Genomic DNA, 19,383 nt, shown 5'->3' with positions numbered 1-19,383 from the left:
AGCTGGGACGTGCTCAGGGTGACGCCGGTTCCGTGCGGATGAGCGGCTCGCGCGCGCCCACCCGCACGGGCGGCTCGATTCAGCTGTTACGCCAGGTGATCAGGTTGTTGAAGACGCTCTCGGTGATCCGGGTGCCGTGGTTGTTGGTGGAGTGTGGCGACGAGCCGTGCAGGCCGTACGCGTGGATCGCCATCACACACTGCCCGACGCACCAGGAGCTGCCGGAGGCCCGGGTCTGATAGACCGGGCTGCCGCTCTGGCAGCCGAAGGTGTCGTTCTGGTAGAACACCTGCCGGTCGTGGGTGACCGTGACGGTCTGCCCGGCGTGCCGCCACTGCTGGCCGAAGGTCTTGTCGCAGGGGTAACCGCTGACTGTGGTCGCGGTGCCGGTGAGCGACGCGCCCTGCCACCACATGCCGAACCAGCCGGTGGTGTTGCCGGCGGCGCAGCTCAGCCGGATGGCTCCGTAGTCGTACGTCTCGTCGCCGCTCTGGGTCCAGCCGTTGACCGAGAGGAGCTGGGTGGCGGTGCAGGTGCCGTACGGCGTCGACGCCCCGTTGCGGCCAGGGATGATCTGGAAGTCGCCGCGCGGGTAGAAGTTGTTGCCGCCGCCGCCGTTCTGGCCGCCGCCCGGGTGCACGCAGTGCCCGGCGGTGGCGATGATGCTCGGGCCGTACAGCCAGCCGGTGCAGCCCCAGGTGCTGCCGTTCGTGGTGCGGACGATCTGCACGATGGCGCTGGACGGGAAGACGGTGGTCGGGTCGACCCGGACCCGGTTGTCGGTGCCGATGACGCTCTGGATTCCGATCGAGTCGCCGTCGGACGCGGCGGGACGACCGCCGGCGTCGAAGCGGTTGCCTCCCGGCCCGGCCTTGCCGGTGCCGGCGGAGCCGGAGCTGCCGGAACCCCGTACCCCGTTGAGGCCGCGCTGCGTGGGCAGCGCGACGGCGGCGGGCACGGCGCCCGAGTCGGCGACCGCGCCGTGCACCTCGCTGCGGGCGGCGGTGGTCGGAGCCTCGGCGGTCGGCGCGGCGGAGACCGGTGCAGCGGCGAGCGCCGACGCCAGGACGGTGGTGATCCCGATCGCGAGGATGATCCCCGGTCGGGTTCTGCTGGACGGTGTGGACGTCACGAGAGCCCCTCTCATCGAAGCTGGACGCTTCCGAGGGGGAAGTTATATCGACCAGGTTGATCCAGACTCGTCTCTGTCTGTCCGTCGACAGCGCTACGTTCAGTTTCGGACAGATCGCGCACCGTGTCGGCGTGGGCGCACCGCCGGGCGGCTCAGATTGACTGGCCGGCGACGACCGACAGGAGTCGGAGCTTGTCGTGGCTCTCGCTGCCCGGGGTGGCGGTGAAGACCTGCAACAACTGCGACTGGTCAGGGTCGACGAGGACCTGGCAGTGCAGTTCGAGGAGCCCGACCTGAGGGTGCTGGATGCGCTTGGGCGCGCAGTGCGCCCCGGCGACTGGATGCTCGCGCCACAACTCGGCGAACTCGGCACTCCGGGCCAGCAGGGCGTGCACGATCTCCCCGGCTCGCGAGTCCCGACCGTCACGGGTGTACGCGCGATGCAGGTCAGCGGCGATGATGCGACTCTGCGCGGGATGGTCCTGTTCGGGATGGATGCGCCGGCTCTCCGGATCGGTGAACCAGCGGTAGTGCAGGCTGCGGGCCAGGCCGGTGTGCCGGGTGTCGTCGCCGAGCAGCGCACCTGCCAGCCGGGTCTGCGTCAGTGTCTCACCGAGATCGCTCACCACCTGGGCGGCGACGTCGCCGAGGCCGTCGAAGACGCGCATCATTCCGGGGTTGACGTGGTCGTTGCGCCGGATCCGCTGCGGCGCCGGGTATCCACCGAGCCGGAACAGGTGATCCCGTTCCGCCACGGACAACCGCAGTCCTCGGGCGATCGAGGCGAGCATCTGCTCCGACGGACGCGGACCGCGCTGCTGCTCGATCCGGCTGTAGTAGTCAGCCGACATGTCGCTGAGGGCGGCGACCTCCTCGCGGCGGAGCCCGCCGGTGCGCCGCCGACGGTGCCCCCGGGGCAGCCCGACATCCTCGGGCTGGAGTGCCTCGCGTCGGCTGCGCAGGAACTCGGCGAGTCGAGCGCGGTCCATGGCGGCTCCCTCCGCTTTCCGCATCATCTGTGCCTGGTCCGGCGTACCGTGGCCGGACGTCCGTCACCTGCTGAACAACAGCAGGTCCGGGACTGTTTCCCACGCTGGCACGAGCGGGCCGGGCCAGCCAGGTTCTGGTTGTCCGGGGATCCGGGCAGCCGGCGGGCGAGCTGCCAACCACGGATCGGCTGTGCCTGGTTGGCCCCGGCGCGACCAGCCAAGACTCGGATCCATGACGACAAACACCCAGACACCCGCCGGACACTGGATCAACGGCGAGGTGGTACCCGCCGGAACCGTCCAGACCATCACCGTCAGCAACCCCGCGACCGGGGAGATCGTCGCCCAGGTGCCCGCCGGCACCGCCGCCGACGTGGACCGGGCGGTCGCCGCCGCGCGGGCCGCCTTCCCCGGTTGGGCCGCCACCCCGCCCGCCGAGCGGGCCGCCGTGCTGCGCCGCATCGGCGCGGGCCTGCGCGAGCGGAGCGAGGAGATCGCCGCGGCGATCACCGCCGAGATGGGTTCGCCGCTGAGCATGTCCCGTACCGCCCAGGTCGGCTTCCCGGTCGCGGTAGCCGACTCGTTCGCCACGTTGGCCGAGGACTTCGCGTGGACCGAGGAGGTCGGAAATTCGCTGATCGTTCGTGAGCCGATCGGGGTGGTGGGGGCGATCACGCCATGGAACTTCCCGTTGCAGCAGATCGTGTCGAAGCTGGCACCTGCCCTGATCGCCGGCGACACCATGGTGTTCAAGCCGTCGGAGGTGGCGCCGCTGACCGCGCGGATCCTCGCCGAGGTGACCGCCGAGGCGGGCCTGCCGGCCGGCGTGTTCAACGTGGTCTACGGCACGGGGGATGTCGTCGGCGAGGCGATCTCGGCGCACCCGGACATCGACATGATCTCCTTCACCGGCTCGACCAGGGCCGGGCGGCGGATCTCGGCAGTCGCCGCCGAGACCGTCAAGCGGGTCGCGCTCGAACTCGGTGGCAAGGGTGCCCTCGTGATCCTCGACGACGCCGACCTGCCCAGCGCGGTCGAGACCGGGGTGATGATGGCGTTCGCCAACGGCGGGCAGGTCTGCGGCGCGTGGCCACGGATGTTGGTGCCGGCGTCGCGCCAGGACGAGGTCGTGCGCCTGGCGGTCGCCGCCGCCGCCCAGTACACCGTCGGTGACCCCAACGACGAGAGCACCCGGATCGGCCCGATGGCGTACGAGGCACACCGGCAGAAGGTGGAGAGCTACATCGAGCGGGGTGTCGCCGACGGGGCGAAGCTCGTGTTCGGCGGACCCGGCCGGCCGGAGGGGCTGGAGAAGGGGGCGTACGTGCGGCCGACCATCTTCGCCGGGGTCGACCCGGACTCGGCCATCGCCCAGGAGGAGATCTTCGGCCCGGTCCTGACCATCATCGGGTACGCCGACGAGGACGAGGCGGTGGAGATCGCCAACAGCACGATGTACGGCCTCACCTCGGGCGTCTTCGGCGAGCCCGAGCACGCGCTCGCCGTCGCCAGGCGACTGCGGGCCGGTCAGGTCGACGTCAACGGTGGCCAGTGGAACCCGTACGCCCCGTTCGGGGGGTACCGGCAGTCCGGCAACGGTCGCGAGTTCGGCCGGGCCGGTCTGGAGGAGTTCCTGGAGATCAAGTCCATCCAGCGCTGACCAGGACCGCAACGGCCGGGAGGAACCCCTGTTCCTCCCGGCCACGCCACGCCGATGAGGTGCCCCGTGCCACGGCCCGTGACAGGCGGCGCCAACCCCGGCAGGGGCGCCGACGTCTACCGCTCAGGCCGCGACGGCCTGCTCCGAGTACGCCCACAGGCGCTCTGCCGCCTCCTGATCGAGGGCGTGCGGGGCCACCCCCGCCTCCGCCTCCTCCGGCGCCGGAACCACCTCGGCCTCCTGGTTGTCCTCGAAGTACCGCCCGGTGACGCCCTCGACGAGGGGCGAGGCGGCCAGCAGGACCGAGGTCGAGGCGCCCTGCTCGGGCGTCTTGTAGTAGTCCAGCGGGACCCGGTTGCCGGCCTCGTCCAGCACGCCGAAGGCACGCATCGTCTCGTCGTCGAGATGCCGCTGGAGGTTTGTCAGGATGTAGCCGGGATTGGCGGCGTTGCCGATGATGCCCTGGTCCGCCCAGCGGTTGGCGATACCGACTGCGAACAGCACCGTCGCGGTCTTGGACTGGCCGTACGCCGACCAACGGTCGTACGGACGCTCGGTGAAGTGCGGGTCGGCGAAGTCGAAGGGTGCCCGCAGGTGCGCGCCCGAGCTGACCAGGACGATGCGGGCCGAACCCGCGGCGCGGAGATTGTCGTGCAGGCCGGTGACGAGCGCGAAATGCCCGAGGTGATTGGTGGCGAGTTGCGCCTCCCAGCCCTGCGCGGTGAGCTCACGGTTCGGCACGGCCATGATCCCGGCGTTGGCGACCACGGCATGTACCGGTCCCTGCCAGTCCGCCACGAAGGCGGCGACCGAGGTCAGGTCGGACAGGTCGAGCTGGGCGGCGCGGGCCGAGCCCGGTAGGGCTGCCATATCCTCGACCAGGTCGCCCGCGGCGGCTGGTCTGCGGATGGCGATGGTGACCTCCGCTCCGGCGCCGACCAGGGCGCGTACGGTCTCGACGCCGAGGCCGGAGGCGCCGCCGGTGACGATGATCCGGCGACCGGTGAGGTCGACGCCGTCCAGTACCTCCGCAGCGGTGGTCCGGGGCCCGAACGGGGTGACCACCCGGGAGCGGGTCTTCGTGTTGTCGTCCATACGGGCAACGTTAGGTTCACTGGGCTGGACGTACTATGGTTTTGCGTCCAATTCTCTTTAGTGTTCGTCCAGGGAGCAGGGATGGACCCGCTGCACGACGTGCTGACGCTGCTCGGCACCACCGGCCACGTCTCCGCAAGTATGGAGGCGGGCGGCAGCTGGGCTGTCGAGTTCGAGGCACCTGCGGGGATCAAGTTCAACGCGGTCCGCCGGGGGCGCTGCTGGTTGCGCCTCGACGGTTCCACCGAGGCACTGCCGCTCGCGGCGGGCGACTGCTACCTGCTGACCCGTTCCCGGTCGTACACCCTCTTCAGTGACCCCGAGGCGGTCCCGGTGCCGGCGCGATCGATCTTCCTGGCGGCGACGGGCGGGGTGGCCCGCACCGGGACGGGCGACGACTTCGCGGCCATCGGCGGTGCGTTCCACTTCGGCGAACGGGCCCGCACGCTGCTGCTCGACGCCCTGCCCCCGGTAGTCCACGTGCCCGGGGCGGCCGCCGAGGCCGCCACCCTGCGCTGGGCGATCGACCAGGTCGACACGGAGCTGCGACAGCAGCGGGCCGCCGCCGGTCTCGTCGCCGAGCATCTCGCTCTCGTCATGCTCATCCAGCTGCTTCGCCATCACCTCGCCGTCGACGCCCGAACGAGCACCGGCTGGCTGTCCGGCCTCGGTGACCCGGTGGTGGCCGTGGCGCTGCGGGAGATGCACGAGCGGCCGGCACACCAGTGGACGGTGGCGGAACTGGCCCGGGCCGCCTCGGTGTCCCGATCGACCCTGGCCGCACGGTTCAGGGCGGTCGTGGGCCGGGCCCCGCTGGAGTACCTCACCGCCTGGCGGGTGGAACTCGCCGCCGACCGGCTCCGCCGCGGCGACGACACCCTGGCCCGCATCGCGCAACAGGTCGGCTACGGCTCCGAGAGTGCCCTCAGCGTCGCCTTCAAGCGCGTCACCGGCCACACCCCGCGCGCCTACCGCCGCCACCGCCCCCACTGACCCCCGCGATCTTGCACTTCCTGTCGGGGCAGATCCGCTGGTGTCCGGCATTTCGGCGACCGAAAGTGCAAGATCGGCGCGGGGTGGGGTCAGCAGACCCGGGCGGGGGTGGGGACGGCGTCGGGGCCGTCCTGTTCGACTGTGGAGAGGTTGGTGAGGGTGGTGGCGGCGATGTTGTGCAGGCCGTCCTCGGTGAAGAACGCCTGGTGCCCGGTGATCAGCACGTTGGGGAACGTGGTGAGGCGGGCGAAGTCGTCGTCGCCGAGGACCCGTTCGGAACGGTCCTCGAAGAACAGGTCGCTCTCCTCCTCGTACACGTCGAGGCCGAGGTAGCCGATCCGGCCGCTCTTGAGTCCGTTGATCACGGCCCGGGTGTCCACAAGCGCGCCCCGACCGGTGTTGATCAGCATGACGCCCTCGCGGAACAGGGCGATCCGTTCGGCGTCGATCAGGTGCCGGGTCTCCGGGGTGAGCGGGCAGTGCAGGGTCACGATGTGCGACTCGGTCAACAACCGCTCCAGGGGGACGTACTCCACCCCGGCGGCGACGGCCGCGTCGCTCGGATACGGGTCGCTGGCCAGCACCCGGCAACCGAAACCCGCCATGATCTGCGCGACGCAGACACCGATCCGACCGGTACCGACAATGCCGACCGTACGGCCGTGCAGGTCGAAGCCGAGCAGGCCGGCGAGGGCGAAGTTGTGTTCGCGCACCCGGTTGTAGGCTCGGTGGATCTTGCGATTCAGGGCGAGGATCAGGCCGACGGTGTGCTCGGCCACCGCGTGCGGCGAGTACTCCGGCACCCGCACCACGGTCAGGCCCAGCTTGCGGGCGGTGGCCACGTCGACGTTGTTGAAACCGGCCGAGCGCAGCGCCACCACCCGGACGCCGACCTCGGCGAGCTGGTCGAGCACCTCGGCGCAGAGGTCGTCGTTGACGAAGGCGCAGACCGCGTCCGACCCCTCGGCGAGCCGGGCGGTCTGCGCGGTGAGCCGCGGCTCCAGAAAGGTCAACTCGTGACCGGCTGCGGCGTTCGCCTCGGTGAGGAACGTCCGGTCGTACGGCTTGGTGCTGAACACTGCCACCCGCATGGGCCACCTCCACCCTTCACGCTAAGGCCGGACACCGGTTCGGGGGAGGGTCCTGCGGCCCGTCGATCCGTGTCGGTGATCCGCGTGCACATCGAACTGTTCGCCCTCCGCGTCCGTACCAGTGCGTGGGAGGTCGCACAAGCCATGGCCGTACGTCGGATCGTCGTCATCGTGCTGGGCGCCGGAGTCGCGCTGACGACCGGTGCGGTGCCCGCGGCCGCGCACGGCGCACCGACCTACCCGCTCAGCCGGTCCGCCGCCTGCGCTCCGGACGGCGAGCACGCCGAGAAGCCGGCCTGCCGGGCGGCGGTCAAGGCGGGTGCGGCGCTGCGCGAATGGGACAACATCCGGGTGTACGGGGTCAACGGCCAGGACCGGGAGCGGATCCCCGACGGCGAGTTGTGCAGCGGTGGATTGTCGGCTTATCGGGGCCTGGACCTGGCGCGGTCCGACTGGCCGGCGACGCCGCTGACGGCCGGTGCCGAGTTCGTCTTCCGCTACCGCACCACGATCCCGCACCGGGGCAGCTTCCGGCTCTACCTGACCCGCCCGGGCTACGTCCCCACGAAGAAGCTGACCTGGGCGGATCTGGACGCGGTGCCGTTCCTGCGGGCCACCGACCCGCCGGTCCGCGACGGTGCGTACCAGATGACCGGGCGGCTGCCGGACGACCGTACCGGCCGCCACATGATCTACACGGTCTGGCAGAACTCCGACAGCGCGGACACCTACTACTCCTGCTCCGATGTGGACGTCCAGCAGGCCGGCGTCGCCGGGTCGGACCCGGCGGACGCGGTCACCAAGGGCACCGGCCCGGACGACCCGACGAAGACCGGCCCGGAGCAGGGCGGCGGCGCGGACGGGCCGACGCGGGTCGCCGGCGCCACCGGGGGCGAGGCGGCGGAGAGCAACGTTCCGGTCGCGTCGGTGACCCCGCTGGACTCCCGACGGTGGCTGATGATCGCCGGTGGCGCGCTGGTCATGCTGCTGATCCTGCTGGTCGGCATGCGGCTCCGCGGATCCCGCAGCGGCCCGTCGCCCGGCCGGCCCTGCACGGTACGCAACCACCGGGCCAACCCCCGCGTCTGGTGACCGGGCGCGGGTGGTGGCCCGGACGTCCGGCCCGGCGGTGACCGTCGGGCCGGTGTCCGCTCCGATCAGGCCAGCTGGGCGTCGATGTCGGCCAGCTCCTCGACGCTCAGGTCGAGGTTGTCCACCGCGGCGATGTTCGCCTCCAACTGCGGCACACTGCTGGCGCCGATGATGAGGCTGGTCATCCGGGGGTCGCGCAGCGCCCAGGCGAGCGCGAGCTGGGCGAGAGACTGGCCGCGCTGCTGCGCGATGGCGGCCAGTCCACGGATGGTGGCCAGCCGCTGCTCACTCACGTCGCTCTCGTTGAGGAAGACGCTGGTGCGGACCCGGGAGTCGGCCGGGATGCCGTCGAGGTAACGGTCGGTGAGCAGCCCCTGGGCCAACGGGCTGTAGGCGATGCAGCCGGCACCTACCCGCTCCAGCGTGTCGAGCAGCCCGTCCTCCTCGGTCCACCGGTTGAACATCGAGTACGCCGGCTGATTGATCAGCAACGGGGTACCCAGGTCACGCAGGATCGCCGCGGCCCGCTCGGTCTGCTCGGAGGTGTAGTTCGAGATGCCGACGTAGAGGGCCTTGCCGGAGCGGACGGCGGCGTCGAGGGCGCCCATCGTCTCCTCCAGCGGGGTGTCCGGGTCGTACCGGTGGCTGTAGAAGATGTCGACGTAGTCCAGGCCGAGTCGACGCAGCGACTGGTCGAGTGAGGCGATCAGATTCTTGCGGGAACCCCACTCACCGTACGGGCCGGGCCACATCAGGTAGCCGGCCTTGCTGGAGATGACCAACTCGTCCCGGTACGCCTTGAGGTCCCCGGCGAGCATCCGGCCGAAGTTCTCCTCCGCGGAACCGGGCGGCGGTCCGTAGTTGTTGGCCAGGTCAAAATGGGTGACGCCGAGATCGAAGGCGCGCCGGACGATGTCCCGCTGGCGCTCGAAGGGGCGGTCCGGTCCGAAGTTGTGCCACAGGCCGAGCGAGATCGCGGGCAGCCGCAGCCCGCTGGCTCCACTGCGCCGGTAGGTCATCTGGTCGTAGCGCGCGTCGGCGGCGAGGTAGGTCACGATCATGACCATAGCCCGAGGCCGGACGGGCGACACCCGGACGCAGACGGTCCAGCCTCGCGGGCAGATGGGCCTGCTGGCGGTGCTGGGATCGGTGGCGGCGGACGGAGCCGGATCGGCGAGGCCGACGCCGGAGCTAGCTCGGGGGTAGCGGACGCTGTCGAGCTGAGAGCGTGAACACATCGCCACCTCCCGGCTGCGGCCCGACCCCCGACCCGTTGGCGGCTGCCCGGCTCAGAGCGCAGGCGGCTCAGCTCGACAGCGCCGGAAGGGCAAGGTACAGGGACGGCTGCGGCAGCCCGGCCAGAGCCGGCCATGCGTCGGTGGCGCCAAGTCAGCCCGGCTCGTACTGCATGCCACGCGCCGTCGTGTGCCGCGCCGGGTAGCGTCGACCCATGCGTTACGTGCGGCTCGACACCCCGAAGCCCCTGTCCAGGATCGGCCTCGGTACGTGGCAGTTCGGTTCGCGGGAGTGGGGCTACGGCGCCGACTACGAACGGCTGGCGGCGGACATCGTCCGGCGCGCCGTCGAGCTGGGCGTGACCCTCTTCGACACCGCCGAGATCTACGGCTTCGGCCGCAGCGAACGGCTTCTCGGCGCGGCGCTTGCCGCTGACCGGGACAAGGTGGCCGTCGCCACCAAGATCCTGCCGGTGTTACCGGTCGCGGCGGTGGTGCAGCAGCGGGCGGTCGCCTCGGCGGCTCGGCTCGGCGTCACCAGCATCGATCTCTACCAGGTGCACCAGCCCAACCCGGTGGTCAGCGACCACCGGACCATGCGCGGGATGCGCGCGTTGCAGGACGTCGGCCTGGTCGCTGAGGTCGGGGTGAGCAACTACAGCCTGCGCCGCTGGCAGGTGGCGGAGGCGGCGCTGGGTCGGCGGGTGCTCAGCAACCAGGTCCGCTACAGCATGCTCGACCGCAAGCCGGAGGAGGACCTGCTCCGGTACGCGGAACAGGCCGGCCGCCTGGTCATCGCGTACAGCCCGCTGGCGCAGGGGTTTCTCTCCGGGCGGTACGACGCGAACCACCCGCCGGTCGGCGCGATCCGCCGGGCCAACCCGTACTTCCTGCCGGAGAACCTGGAACGCGGCAGCGCGTTGATCGAGACGTTGCGTCAGGTGGCCGCCGCGCACGACGCGACACCGAGCCAGATCGCCCTGGCGTACGTGCTGCGTCACCCGAACGTGGTGGCCATCCCCGGCGCGTCCAGCGTGGAGCAGATGGAGCGCAACGCGGCCGCCGCCGAGATCGACCTGACCGAGGACGAGTACGCCGCACTTGTCAACGCGGCCCGGGCGTTCCGTCCGGTCACCGGTTTGGCCGCGGTACCGAAATTCATCAGGTCCCGCACCCGCGGCTGACCGTGCGGACGATGTCCACAGCACCATCGGAAGCGTTGAACGGGGTGACCCACCCGAGTCGCCGCGTTGCACGATGCCGCTACGATGGCCCGGTTCGTTGGCGGGTTCGGCGGTAGGGACGGGCTCTGGTCCGGCGGCTCCCGCACAAGTCATCGCTCATTCGGGCGCGAGTTTCCTTCGCGGGTGGACGGATCACTATGGATACGACCGAAGACGGCTCCCTGGGCGTCCTGGTGGACCTCAGCGACGTGAGCCTCGCCGATCTGCCGGAGCTGGACGGGTCGCCGTTCGCCTGCTCGCTACGCCGGATCCTGGACGAGATCGACCGCCCGCAGGACGCGGTCGCCGGGTGGAACTCGGCGATGTGACCGTGCCGGGCGAGGGGCGTGGTCAGGCAGTGGTGGACCCTCCGGCAGCGGTGCGGCCGGTGCCCTTCTCCGAGTACATCCTCAAGGTCCACAGCAGGTGCAACCTGGCCTGCGACTACTGCTACATGTACGAGCTGGCGGATCGCCGGGCCCGCACCGATCCGCCGCTGATGTCCACCGACATCTTCGACCTCACCTGCCGACGGGTGGCGGAGCACGTCCACGCGCACGAGCTGAGCGCGGTCCGCATCGTGCTGCACGGTGGTGAGCCGTTGCTGGCCGGCGCCGCGACGCTGGCGCGAATGGCCGAGCGGCTGCGGGCGGCGGTGCACCCCGCCTCCGCCCGGGTGAGTGTGCAGACAAACGGCACGCTGCTCGACGATCGGGCGCTGTCCGTGCTGGCCGACGCGGGCGTGCTGATCGGGGTGAGCCTGGACGGTGACCGGGCCGCCAACGACAGGCGCCGACGGTACGCCTCCGGGCGCGGCAGTTTCGACCAGGTCGACCGGGCGTTGCGGCTGCTGGCCGACCGTCCCGGGGCGTACGCCGGAATTCTCTGCGTGGTCGACCTCGACGCCGATCCCCGGCGGATCTACGAAGCCCTGCTGGCGTACCGCCCGCCGATTGTGGACTTCCTGCTGCCACACGCCAACTGGGACGCCCCGCCGCCCGGGCCGGGGCAGGCCGCGACAGCGGCGGCGTACGGCAGGTGGCTCTGCGACGCCTTCGACGCGTGGTACGACGTGCCGGTTCGGCTCACCCGGGTCCGACTCTTCGAGGAACTGATCAATCTGCTGCTCGGCGGGAGCAGCCGGACCGAGTCGGTGGGACTGAGCCCGGTCGCCGCCGTCGTGGTCAACACCGACGGCGGGTACGAACAGGTCGACACGTTGCGGTCGACCTATGCCGGCGCGGTCGACACCGACCTGACGGTCTTCGACCACTCCTTCGACGACGTGCTGCGTCATCCCGCCATCGCCGTACGCCAGGCGGGTCTGTCGGCGCTGGCCGCCGACTGCCGGGCCTGTCCCGTCCACCTGGTCTGCGGGGGCGGCAACTACCCGCACCGGTACCGGGCCGGCAGTTTCCGCAACCCCTCGGTGTACTGCCGAGATCTGCGCCTGCTCATCGAGCACGTCTCGGGCCGGCTGCGAGCGGACCTGACCAGCCTGCGGAGCAAGGAGCGGTGAGCGGCCACCACCGGCTCCGGCCGGCCGATCTCGACGCGCTCGCCGCCGGTCCGGGCAGCGCCGACCTGGTGCGTACGCTTCGCGCCGGGCAGGTCAGCAAACGGATGCTGCACCTGCGCGCGGTGCTCGACCTGGCCGGCCCGGAGCGGACCGGAACGTACTTCGCGCTGCTCACCGCCGCGGTCCGGCGGAGTCCGGCGGTCGGTCCGGAGCTGCTCGCCCTGCCGCACACCGGCGCGTGGCTGGCGGTCACCCTGCGCCGGCTGCGTCAGCGGCCGGACGGCTCCACGGTCCCGGCAGCGTCCGGCCGCACCACCGCCGGCCTGGACCTGCCCACCGAGGCGGACCGCCCGACCGGCGTCGACCTGGGATATCTCGGCGCGCTGGCCGCGACGGCGGCGATCCGGGCGGGCCTGGACTTCGAAGTGACCCTCCCGGCACCGGAAGGTGAGGTGTTCCTGCCGTCCCTGGGGCGGGCCCGCTGCGGCGGCATCGGTCCGGTGACCGTGTCCCGGTCGGGGGACCGGGTGCGGGTGGGGTCGGTCGAGGTGCCTTCGCCCGACGGGGACGGGCCGGCGGGCGCGGGTGTCGACAGTGCCGGCTGGTCCGGCCTGCATCGGCTGACCGGCAGCGCCGACGGCCTCAGCATCGACCTGTGGCTGGACGACCTCGACCCGTACCGCGACTGCCACCGGCTCTGCGCGACCGGGCGGCTGGACGCGGCCGTGGTCGGGCGGTGGCAGCGGATGTTGGACGAGGCCTGGCCGATCCTGGTCCGGCACCACCGGGGCGACGCGGAAGCGATCTCTGAGGGGTTGCGGACCGTGGTGCCGTTGCAGTCCGACTCGGCCAGCGCCGGGGTGAACGTCACAAGCATGGACGCGTTCGGCGCGGTCTCGATGACCCCGCCCGCCGACGGTACGGCGTTGGCGCTCGGCCTGCTGCACGAGTTCCAGCACGCGAAACTCGGCGCCGCCACCGACATCGAGCCGCTGCACGACGCCGAGGACCGGCGGTACTACTACGCGCCCTGGCGCGACGATCCCCGTCCGCTCGGTGCCGCCCTGCACGGGGTCTACGCCTTCGTGGCGGTGACCGAGTTCTGGCGTACCCGTCGGACGGTGCTCCCGCCCGGCCGGACCCGGCTGGCCGAGGTGGAGTTCGCGCGTTGGCGGGACCGGGTCGCCCGGACCTGTGCCGACATCCGTGCGTACGGGCGGCTGACGGCGGCCGGACGCCGGTTCGTCGCCCGGCTGGGCGAGGTCATCGACGCCTGGCGGGACGAGGTGGTGCCGGTCGAGGCCGCCGCGCTGGCCCGGGAGGCGGCTGACGATCACTGGACGGTGTGGCGGCTGCGCAACCGGCGGCCGGAGACAGGGCCGGTGCAGCGGCTCGCCGACGCCTGGCGGGCGGGGTCAGCGTGCCCGGCGATCACCGTTCCGGTCGCGGTGCGCCCAGCCGACGGTAGGTGGCTGAGCCGCAGCCCCCGACTGGACCTGGTCCGGCTGCGGCTGGCCGACCCGGCGCGTTTCGAGCGGCTGCGCAGCGGTGCCGAGCGCCTCGCCGACGCGCTCCCGGAGGCCTCGGCCGGCGACCTGGCACTGGCCGCCGGTGATCACCTCGCGGCCCGTGACTGGTACCGGCGACAACTGCGGCAGCAGCCGGACCAGACGGCGGCGTGGGTCGGTCTGACGCTCGCCGACGCTCGGTTACCGGCGACCGAGACGGCGCTGCGCGCCGACCCGGAGCTGTGCCGGGCGGTGCTGTGCGCGGTCGCGGAGTCCACGGCGGCGCCGGACCCGCTGGAGTTGTCCCGCTGGCTGGCGCCGGTGACGTGCGTGTCCGCTCCGGACGGCCCGGCACCGGACGAACCAGCATCGAGCGGACGGCGGCCGGACAGTCCGCCATCGAGCGAACCGTCCCCGGGCCGACTGCGGCAGGGCGGGCCGCAGTCGGTTGGACCGGCGCCGGTCAGGTCGGTGGCGGCTCAAGATCGCAGTTGAGCCGGTTCGCCTCGACGAGGGCGATGGTGTTCGGGTGCTCCTCGCCGAGCACCCGACGGAACAGCGGCATGACCTGCTCCCGCAGCGACCGGGCAGCGCCGTGGTCCCCGGTGACGCTCAGGCTGGTGGCGAGATTGTTCGCCACCGCCAGGGTGTCCGGGTGCCCCGGCCCGAGGATCCGCCGGCTGCGCTCGTACGCCTCCCGGTCGCTGGCCAGGGCCTCGGCGAACTGCCGGCGGCCGAACCAGCAGTTCGCCAGGTTGATGTTGGCCGCCAGGGTGTACGGATGATCGGCACCGATCCGCTCGCTGAACCGGGCGACCACCTCCTCGGAGACCTCGAAGGCGGCCTCCGCGTCACCCGCCTTGCGCAGGAAGATCGCCAGGTTGTTGGCGTACGCGAGGGTGAACAGGTGGTCCTCGCCCATGTGGTCGCGGTACCAGCGGTGCACCGGTCGGGCCCGGCGCAGCGCTCCCGCGTCGTCACCTATCGCCGACTCGTCGCAGGCCAGGTTCATCGCACTGGCCTGCACGTCCGGGTGATCCGGGCCGTGCCGGCGGCGGGAGCGCACCAGCACGTCGGCGCTCAACGCGTGCGCCCGCTCCAACTCGCCGAGCTTGCGCAGGGTCACCGCGTAGTTCTTCAACGCCCGCAACGTCTCCGGGTCCTCCTCGCCGAGCACCAGCCGGTTCGCCTCCACCGCCGCCTCCAGCACCCGGCGTGACTCGACGAGGTCGCCGGTGTCGCGCAGGTCGCGGCCGTACTGGCCGGCGGAGAACAGGGTGAACGGGTGCATCGGGCCGAGCGTCTCCCGGCGCCGGGCCAGGGTGCGTTCGTTGCGGCTCAGCGCACCACGCAGGTCGCCGACCAGGCGCAGCGAGATGGCCAGGTTGTGCGCCGCGATGAGCGCGCGGGGATGGTCCTCACCGAACACCTCCCGGGCCAGTTCCTCGGTGCGGGTGTCCAGCTCGCGGGCCCGCTCGAAGAAGCCGAGCGCCCGTAGGTCGGCGGCGAGGCTGCCGGCCGCGATCACCGTGTATTCGTGGTCCTCACCGAGGCTGCCGCGAAGCCGGTCGTGGACGTCGCGGTCGATGTCGTAGGCCTCCTGGTAGCGGGCCTCCAGGCGCAGGGCGTTCGCCAGTTGGAACCGCATCATCAACGTCTGCGGATCGTTTGGGCCGTACCGTCGCAGCCACAGCGTGATCGCCTGCTCGGCCAGTTCGGCGCAGGTGGCGAAGTCCACCCGGATCCACATGTAGCGGGCCACGTCGAGCAGCAGTTGCCGGACCTCCGGCTGATCCGAGGTGAGGGTCCGCGACGGCAGCAGGTGCGGCCACAGCTCCGCGTAGATCGGCCAGTTGTCGGGCTTGTCGGGATCTTTGGGGTTGGCGGCGGCCAGGATGGAGTGCACGTGCTGACGGTTCTCGTCCTTCTCCCGCTCGGAGAGGGACTCCCGGATCAGCTCCTGCACCAGCGGGTGCATCCGCAGGCTGGTCTGGCCGGCCTCGTCGGCACGCTCCTGAGCGCGCCCCCGGCCGCCGCCACGCACGCTGTCGATGCGGGCCAGCGCGTACCGGCCGATGTCGCGCAGCGTCCGACCCATCAGCAGCGGGTCGCGCAGCGACCCGTCGTAGGAGAGCAGCACGTTTATGAAGCGGTCCCCGTTGATCAACGACATCGGGATCGGCTCGCTGGCGAAGAACGCGCAGACCTCCAGCAGCTTCGCCGCCGCCGGATTGCGCTCCCGCAGACTGTCCAGCGAGACCAGCCACGGCTGGGCACCGGTCTGCTGGTAGTCGGCCGGCAACTCCTCGGCGAGCATGTCCGGCAGGTAGCGCCGGACCCGGGCGAGGTACTGCGCGGGTGTCTCGCCGGTGGTGGCCAGCCACGCGCCGGCCTGTTCGATGGCCAGCGGCAGGTCACCGAGCCGGTCGGCGATCAGGTCGGCGTCGCCGTCGGCCAGATGCCGGGCCCGTCGCCGCAGCAGGGCGACGCTCTCCTCCCGGTCGAACGCGCCCACCTCCAACATCCGGGCCGGCCGGGCCCAGGCGTGGTTGCGGGTGGTGACCAGGATGTGCCCGGGCCCCTGCGGGATCAGGTCGAGCAGTTCCGAGGGCTCGTCAGCGTTGTCGAGGACGAGCAGCCAGCGCCGGAACGGCACGCCCCGGCGCAGCACGTCGAGGACCCAGCTGACCCGTTCGCTGACGCTGCCGCTGAGCGGGGCGTCGAGTTCGGCGGCCAGCCGGTCGGCGAGCGCGCCCAGGGCGAGCCGGAGCACGCTGGGCTGCTGCGCCGAGATCCACCAGACGATGTCGTACTCGGCGCGGAACCGGTAGGCGTACTCCAGTGCGATCTGGCTCTTGCCGACGCCGCCGAGACCGTGCAGCGCCAACGGCACATGACCCGCGTCCGAGCTGGACAGCCAGTCGCGCATCTCCTCCAGCAACGGACCGCGACCGACGAACTGGACGTTGCGGGGCAGCGGCACCCGCCAGACCGGCGGCTCGTTACCCGGGAAGCGACGGCGTCGGTGGGTGTCCTCCGGGTCGGGGGCGGGCCGGGCGGGATGGCCCAACGCCTCCAGCAGCCGGGCCGTCGCCTCCTGCTCGCTGATCCCCACCAGGTCGACAGGTGCGCGTTCCACGAACAGCCCGGGAGCGCGGGAATTGTCCAGCCGCACCGGCACCAGGTAGCTGGTGCCGGTGGTGGGGTCGTGGGTGGTGGCCTGGCTCCACAGCTCGGCCGCGTTCGGCGACTGCATGTACTCCTGGGAGAGCAGCACGACCAGCCGGGCGGCGTCGTTCAGACCGACGGTGGCCCGGTCACCGCCGGACGGGTTGGCGGGAAAGTCGACCTCCCGCATGACCGCCCGCAAGCCGGCGGCGCGAAGCTCGTCGCAGATCCACTCCGCCCAGACCCGGTCCAGCGCCGCGTAACTGACGAAGACGTCGGGGGCGGCACCGACGAGCCGTTGCCGCTCGAACTTGGCCAGCCAGGTCCGGCGGAGTCGGTCGTCCAACGGGGGCAGGTCCTCGACCTCGCCGTCGGTGATCGCGCGGGTCAACCGCTCGTACGCGGCGAGCAGGGTCGCCTCGTGATGGGCCCGGTCACCGAAGGCGGCCAGGATCTCCTCGTACGCGTAGTAGGGCTGGTAGGGGATCTCCACCTCGCCCCAGTACCTGTCCGTCTCCTCGGGCGAGAGCCGGGGCAGCAACGGGGTGAACCGTCGGCGTGCCTGATCCCGGCCGGCCTCCAGCTTGAGCTGCTCGGCGTTGTCGACCCGCATCGGCACCGGCAGGATCCGCACCGGCCGGTCGCCGCGCTGGCGGACGATCGACCGGGCCACCGCCGCGGCACCGTCGATGCTCTGCTCGTTGAGGGTGAAAGAGGTGACGACCGCGTCGGGCAGCCGCACCGTGCAGATGCCGGCACCGTCGCTGACCCCGGTGCGGCTGTCGATCAACACATAGTCGTAGTTCGCCCGCATGCTTGCCGCCAGCGCGTCCAGGAAGCTGTTGCCGCCGAGCTTCTCGAAGAACGCCTGCCAGTCGAAGGTGCTCACCGCCTTCGTGTACGACGGGTCCTGGCGCCCGGCGGGGAGCAGGTCCAGAAAACCGGGCCGGACGGGACGGGCACCGCCGGTGAGGTCGCGGTGCGGTGTCGGGAAGCGCCACTCCAGCGACACCGCGTGCCGCAGCACGTCGGCCGCCGTGCCGATCCAGTCCGGGTCCTCGGTCTCGTCCATCGGGCGTACCGCGGCGTCGGCGTAGTCCCGCGCCATGTCGATCACCCCGCGCGAGGTGCGCAGGTCCTTGTCCAGCAGGAACGGATGGAAGTAGCGGTGCAGGCCGGGGGATTCCAGGTCCCAGTCCACGGCGAGCACCCGGTGGCCGTTCGCGGCGAGGATCCAGGCCACGTTCGCCAGCGCCATGGTGCGTCCGGTGCCGCCCTTGTACGAGTAGAACGTGATGATCCGGCCTTCTCTGTCGGCGGCTGCCGCGACCGGGTCGCTGCTCGTCACGCTGGTCCTCCCGTTCCACGCTGGTCGTCGTCACGCGCCCACGGGCCGTCCAGTCGAGGCGGCGAGGTGTCCGTCGCAGGGTCGGGCGGCCGGTGCACCGAACCCCGGCTGAACACCCGGTTCCGGGCGACCTCAAGCACCTCCGGCAGCTCATCCTCGAAGGCCCGGTGGGTGATGATGTTCGACCGGTACAGCTCGTCGTCCGAAGTGAACTCGTTGAAGATCTCCCGGCAGGCGCGGGAGAGCGTCTGCCAGTGCTCGCGGGTCTCCGGGTCGTCGCGACTGCTGGGAATGAGGACCGCGGTGGCGGCACTCCGGTCGCCCAACGCCGCCGAGGCGTGTGCGACAAGGGCCTGCCGCCGTTGTGGCAGGCGGGTCATCCAGGCGTCGACGATCAGCACCAGGATCTGGTTGTAGCGGGCGGCCAGCTCGGCGCTGTGGGGTAGCTGGTCCATCTCCACCACGGTGGACTGATAGCTGTGGTCGGCGGCGATCTCCCGGGCGTAGTCGACAAGTGGCTCCGGCATCGGCGGCCGGTACGGGGCCCACTGCAACGGGTCGTCGCCGTACACCGTGACGTGCTGGCGTATCCCGCGCATCTCGTCGCGGTTGGACGCGGCCACGACGAAGTGCACCAACATCGGGTTGGTGGCGTCGCCGCCGGTGGCGGTGACGCGGTCGGCGCCGATCGTGACCTGCTCGGGGTGGAAGGCGCTGTCGACTGCCTGAAGGTCGACCGGGCGGTGCTGCTCCGGTAGGGGATTGGCCTCCACGCTGGCCACGATCTGGCTGGCCAGCTCGAACAGGAAGGTGCGGTAGTCGTCGCTGTGCCGTTGGAGCCGCATCAGCTGCCGCACGCCGAGGCGTTGGTAGAGGTCACCGAGACTGTCGGAGGTGTACTGCAAGGGGTGGGCCACCGGGTGGATCCGCCCCGGCTGCGCGGGGATCCACATCAGTGGCTTGAGCAGCGAGGTGTCCACCCGCCGCTGGCTCTCGAACCGGGCGGTGCGCTCGGCGAAGAGCTGCCACTCCTGCCCGCACACCCGGCTCTGGAAATACCGGGGTGTCATCAGGGCGAGAAAGGACCGGCAGCTGCCGAGCGCCTCGACCAACCGCTGCGGCCACCGTTCGCCGAGCAGGATGGTCCGGTCGACGAACCCGACCCGTTCGTCCCGGGACAGACCGGCGATCAGCCGCACCTCTGCACTGAGATCCTCGTAGAACTTCTGGACGAGTGCGTCCTCGTCGCCTCTGGCGTAGCTGAGGAAGAAGTACAGCACCGCACCTCCGCGCCTGGGACTCTGGCCATGGGGTGGCTGGGTCGTGGCTG

At 71.4% G+C, this 19,383-nt stretch carries 14 protein-coding genes; 7 read left to right on the top strand and 7 right to left on the bottom strand.

Going from position 1 to position 19,383, the window contains the following annotated elements:
* Positions 1-79 precede the first annotated feature (79 nt).
* Positions 80-1,132, bottom strand: a complete 1,053-nt coding sequence (locus AB0I71_RS24470) for a trypsin-like serine protease (RefSeq protein WP_357588347.1) — start codon at positions 1,130-1,132, stop codon at positions 80-82.
* A gap of 152 nt (positions 1,133-1,284) precedes the next feature.
* A complete protein-coding gene (locus AB0I71_RS24465; protein WP_357588345.1) occupies positions 1,285-2,121 on the bottom strand; it encodes a helix-turn-helix transcriptional regulator in 837 nt (278 codons plus the stop codon).
* A gap of 232 nt (positions 2,122-2,353) precedes the next feature.
* On the opposite strand from AB0I71_RS24465, the gene AB0I71_RS24460 reads away from it, so the two are divergent.
* Positions 2,354-3,781 (top strand): aldehyde dehydrogenase family protein, encoded by a 1,428-nt coding sequence (locus tag AB0I71_RS24460; RefSeq protein ID WP_357588343.1) that lies wholly within the window; start codon positions 2,354-2,356, stop codon positions 3,779-3,781.
* A 123-nt stretch (positions 3,782-3,904) separates the two neighbouring features.
* On the opposite strand, the gene AB0I71_RS24455 is transcribed toward AB0I71_RS24460, so the two are convergent.
* Positions 3,905-4,876 carry an SDR family NAD(P)-dependent oxidoreductase gene (locus AB0I71_RS24455; RefSeq protein ID WP_357588341.1) on the bottom strand — a complete coding sequence of 324 codons (972 nt, stop codon included), beginning with the start codon at positions 4,874-4,876 and terminating at the stop codon, positions 3,905-3,907.
* Positions 4,877-4,957: 81 nt separating this feature from the next.
* On the opposite strand from AB0I71_RS24455, the gene AB0I71_RS24450 reads away from it, so the two are divergent.
* A complete protein-coding gene (locus AB0I71_RS24450; RefSeq protein ID WP_357588339.1) occupies positions 4,958-5,869 on the top strand; it encodes an AraC family transcriptional regulator in 912 nt (303 codons plus the stop codon).
* Positions 5,870-5,958: 89 nt separating this feature from the next.
* Here AB0I71_RS24450 and AB0I71_RS24445 read toward each other — a convergent pair whose 3' ends face one another.
* The gene (locus tag AB0I71_RS24445) at positions 5,959-6,960 is read right to left on the bottom strand and encodes a 2-hydroxyacid dehydrogenase (RefSeq protein WP_357588337.1); all 1,002 of its coding nucleotides are present in this window, start codon (positions 6,958-6,960) and stop codon (positions 5,959-5,961) included.
* Between the two features lie 69 nt (positions 6,961-7,029).
* On the opposite strand from AB0I71_RS24445, the gene AB0I71_RS24440 reads away from it, so the two are divergent.
* On the top strand, positions 7,030-8,052 hold the full coding sequence (locus tag AB0I71_RS24440) for a lytic polysaccharide monooxygenase (RefSeq protein ID WP_357588335.1): 1,023 nt from the start codon (positions 7,030-7,032) through the stop codon (positions 8,050-8,052).
* Positions 8,053-8,117: 65 nt separating this feature from the next.
* Here AB0I71_RS24440 and mgrA read toward each other — a convergent pair whose 3' ends face one another.
* The gene (mgrA, locus tag AB0I71_RS24435; protein ID WP_357588459.1) at positions 8,118-9,113 is read right to left on the bottom strand and encodes an L-glyceraldehyde 3-phosphate reductase; all 996 of its coding nucleotides are present in this window, start codon (positions 9,111-9,113) and stop codon (positions 8,118-8,120) included.
* A 389-nt stretch (positions 9,114-9,502) separates the two neighbouring features.
* Here mgrA and AB0I71_RS24430 point away from each other — a divergent pair, with 389 nt between their 5' ends.
* From AB0I71_RS24430 to AB0I71_RS24415, 4 genes are all read left to right on the top strand, one after another.
* Positions 9,503-10,471, top strand: coding sequence for an aldo/keto reductase (locus AB0I71_RS24430; RefSeq protein WP_357588333.1), 969 nt, complete (start codon positions 9,503-9,505; stop codon positions 10,469-10,471).
* A 197-nt stretch (positions 10,472-10,668) separates the two neighbouring features.
* Positions 10,669-10,839, top strand: coding sequence for an FxSxx-COOH cyclophane-containing RiPP peptide (gene fxsA, locus AB0I71_RS24425; RefSeq protein WP_099847423.1), 171 nt, complete (start codon positions 10,669-10,671; stop codon positions 10,837-10,839).
* Complete coding sequence (locus AB0I71_RS24420; RefSeq protein WP_357588330.1) at positions 10,821-12,029, top strand: FxsB family cyclophane-forming radical SAM/SPASM peptide maturase; 1,209 nt, start codon at positions 10,821-10,823, stop codon at positions 12,027-12,029. Before fxsA ends, AB0I71_RS24420 begins: the two co-directional genes overlap by 19 nt.
* Positions 12,026-14,032 (top strand): HEXXH motif-containing putative peptide modification protein, encoded by a 2,007-nt coding sequence (locus AB0I71_RS24415; RefSeq protein WP_357588328.1) that lies wholly within the window; start codon positions 12,026-12,028, stop codon positions 14,030-14,032. Before AB0I71_RS24420 ends, AB0I71_RS24415 begins: the two co-directional genes overlap by 4 nt.
* Here AB0I71_RS24415 and fxsT read toward each other — a convergent pair.
* Together fxsT and AB0I71_RS24405 are read right to left on the bottom strand one after the other, a co-directional pair.
* The gene (gene fxsT / locus AB0I71_RS24410; RefSeq protein ID WP_357588326.1) at positions 14,001-18,053 is read right to left on the bottom strand and encodes an FxSxx-COOH system tetratricopeptide repeat protein; all 4,053 of its coding nucleotides are present in this window, start codon (positions 18,051-18,053) and stop codon (positions 14,001-14,003) included. The genes AB0I71_RS24415 and fxsT overlap by 32 nt on opposite strands.
* Positions 18,050-19,333, bottom strand: a complete 1,284-nt coding sequence (locus AB0I71_RS24405; protein WP_357588324.1) for a TIR-like protein FxsC — start codon at positions 19,331-19,333, stop codon at positions 18,050-18,052. The genes fxsT and AB0I71_RS24405 overlap by 4 nt, the downstream gene beginning before the upstream one ends.
* Positions 19,334-19,383 lie beyond the last annotated feature (50 nt).

This window comes from Micromonospora sp. NPDC049891 (assembly GCF_040660295.1).
GTDB lineage: Bacteria > Actinomycetota > Actinomycetes > Mycobacteriales > Micromonosporaceae > Micromonospora.
This window is presented reverse-complemented; position numbering and strand designations above follow the sequence as displayed.

Bases quoted from the DNA above. Each gene is read 5' to 3' on its own strand.
- AB0I71_RS24445 (WP_357588337.1), bottom strand. From the start codon at position 6,960: ATGCGGGTGGCAGTGTTCAGCACCAAGCCGTACGACCGGACGTTCCTC.
- mgrA (WP_357588459.1), bottom strand. From the start codon at position 9,113: ATGATCGTGACCTACCTCGCCGCCGACGCGCGCTACGACCAGATGACC.
- AB0I71_RS24430 (WP_357588333.1), top strand. From the start codon at position 9,503: ATGCGTTACGTGCGGCTCGACACCCCGAAGCCCCTGTCCAGGATCGGC.
- AB0I71_RS24455 (WP_357588341.1), bottom strand. From the start codon at position 4,876: ATGGACGACAACACGAAGACCCGCTCCCGGGTGGTCACCCCGTTCGGG.
- AB0I71_RS24465 (WP_357588345.1), bottom strand. From the start codon at position 2,121: ATGGACCGCGCTCGACTCGCCGAGTTCCTGCGCAGCCGACGCGAGGCA.
- fxsA (WP_099847423.1), top strand. From the start codon at position 10,669: ATGGATACGACCGAAGACGGCTCCCTGGGCGTCCTGGTGGACCTCAGC.
- AB0I71_RS24450 (WP_357588339.1), top strand. From the start codon at position 4,958: ATGGACCCGCTGCACGACGTGCTGACGCTGCTCGGCACCACCGGCCAC.
- AB0I71_RS24460 (WP_357588343.1), top strand. From the start codon at position 2,354: ATGACGACAAACACCCAGACACCCGCCGGACACTGGATCAACGGCGAG.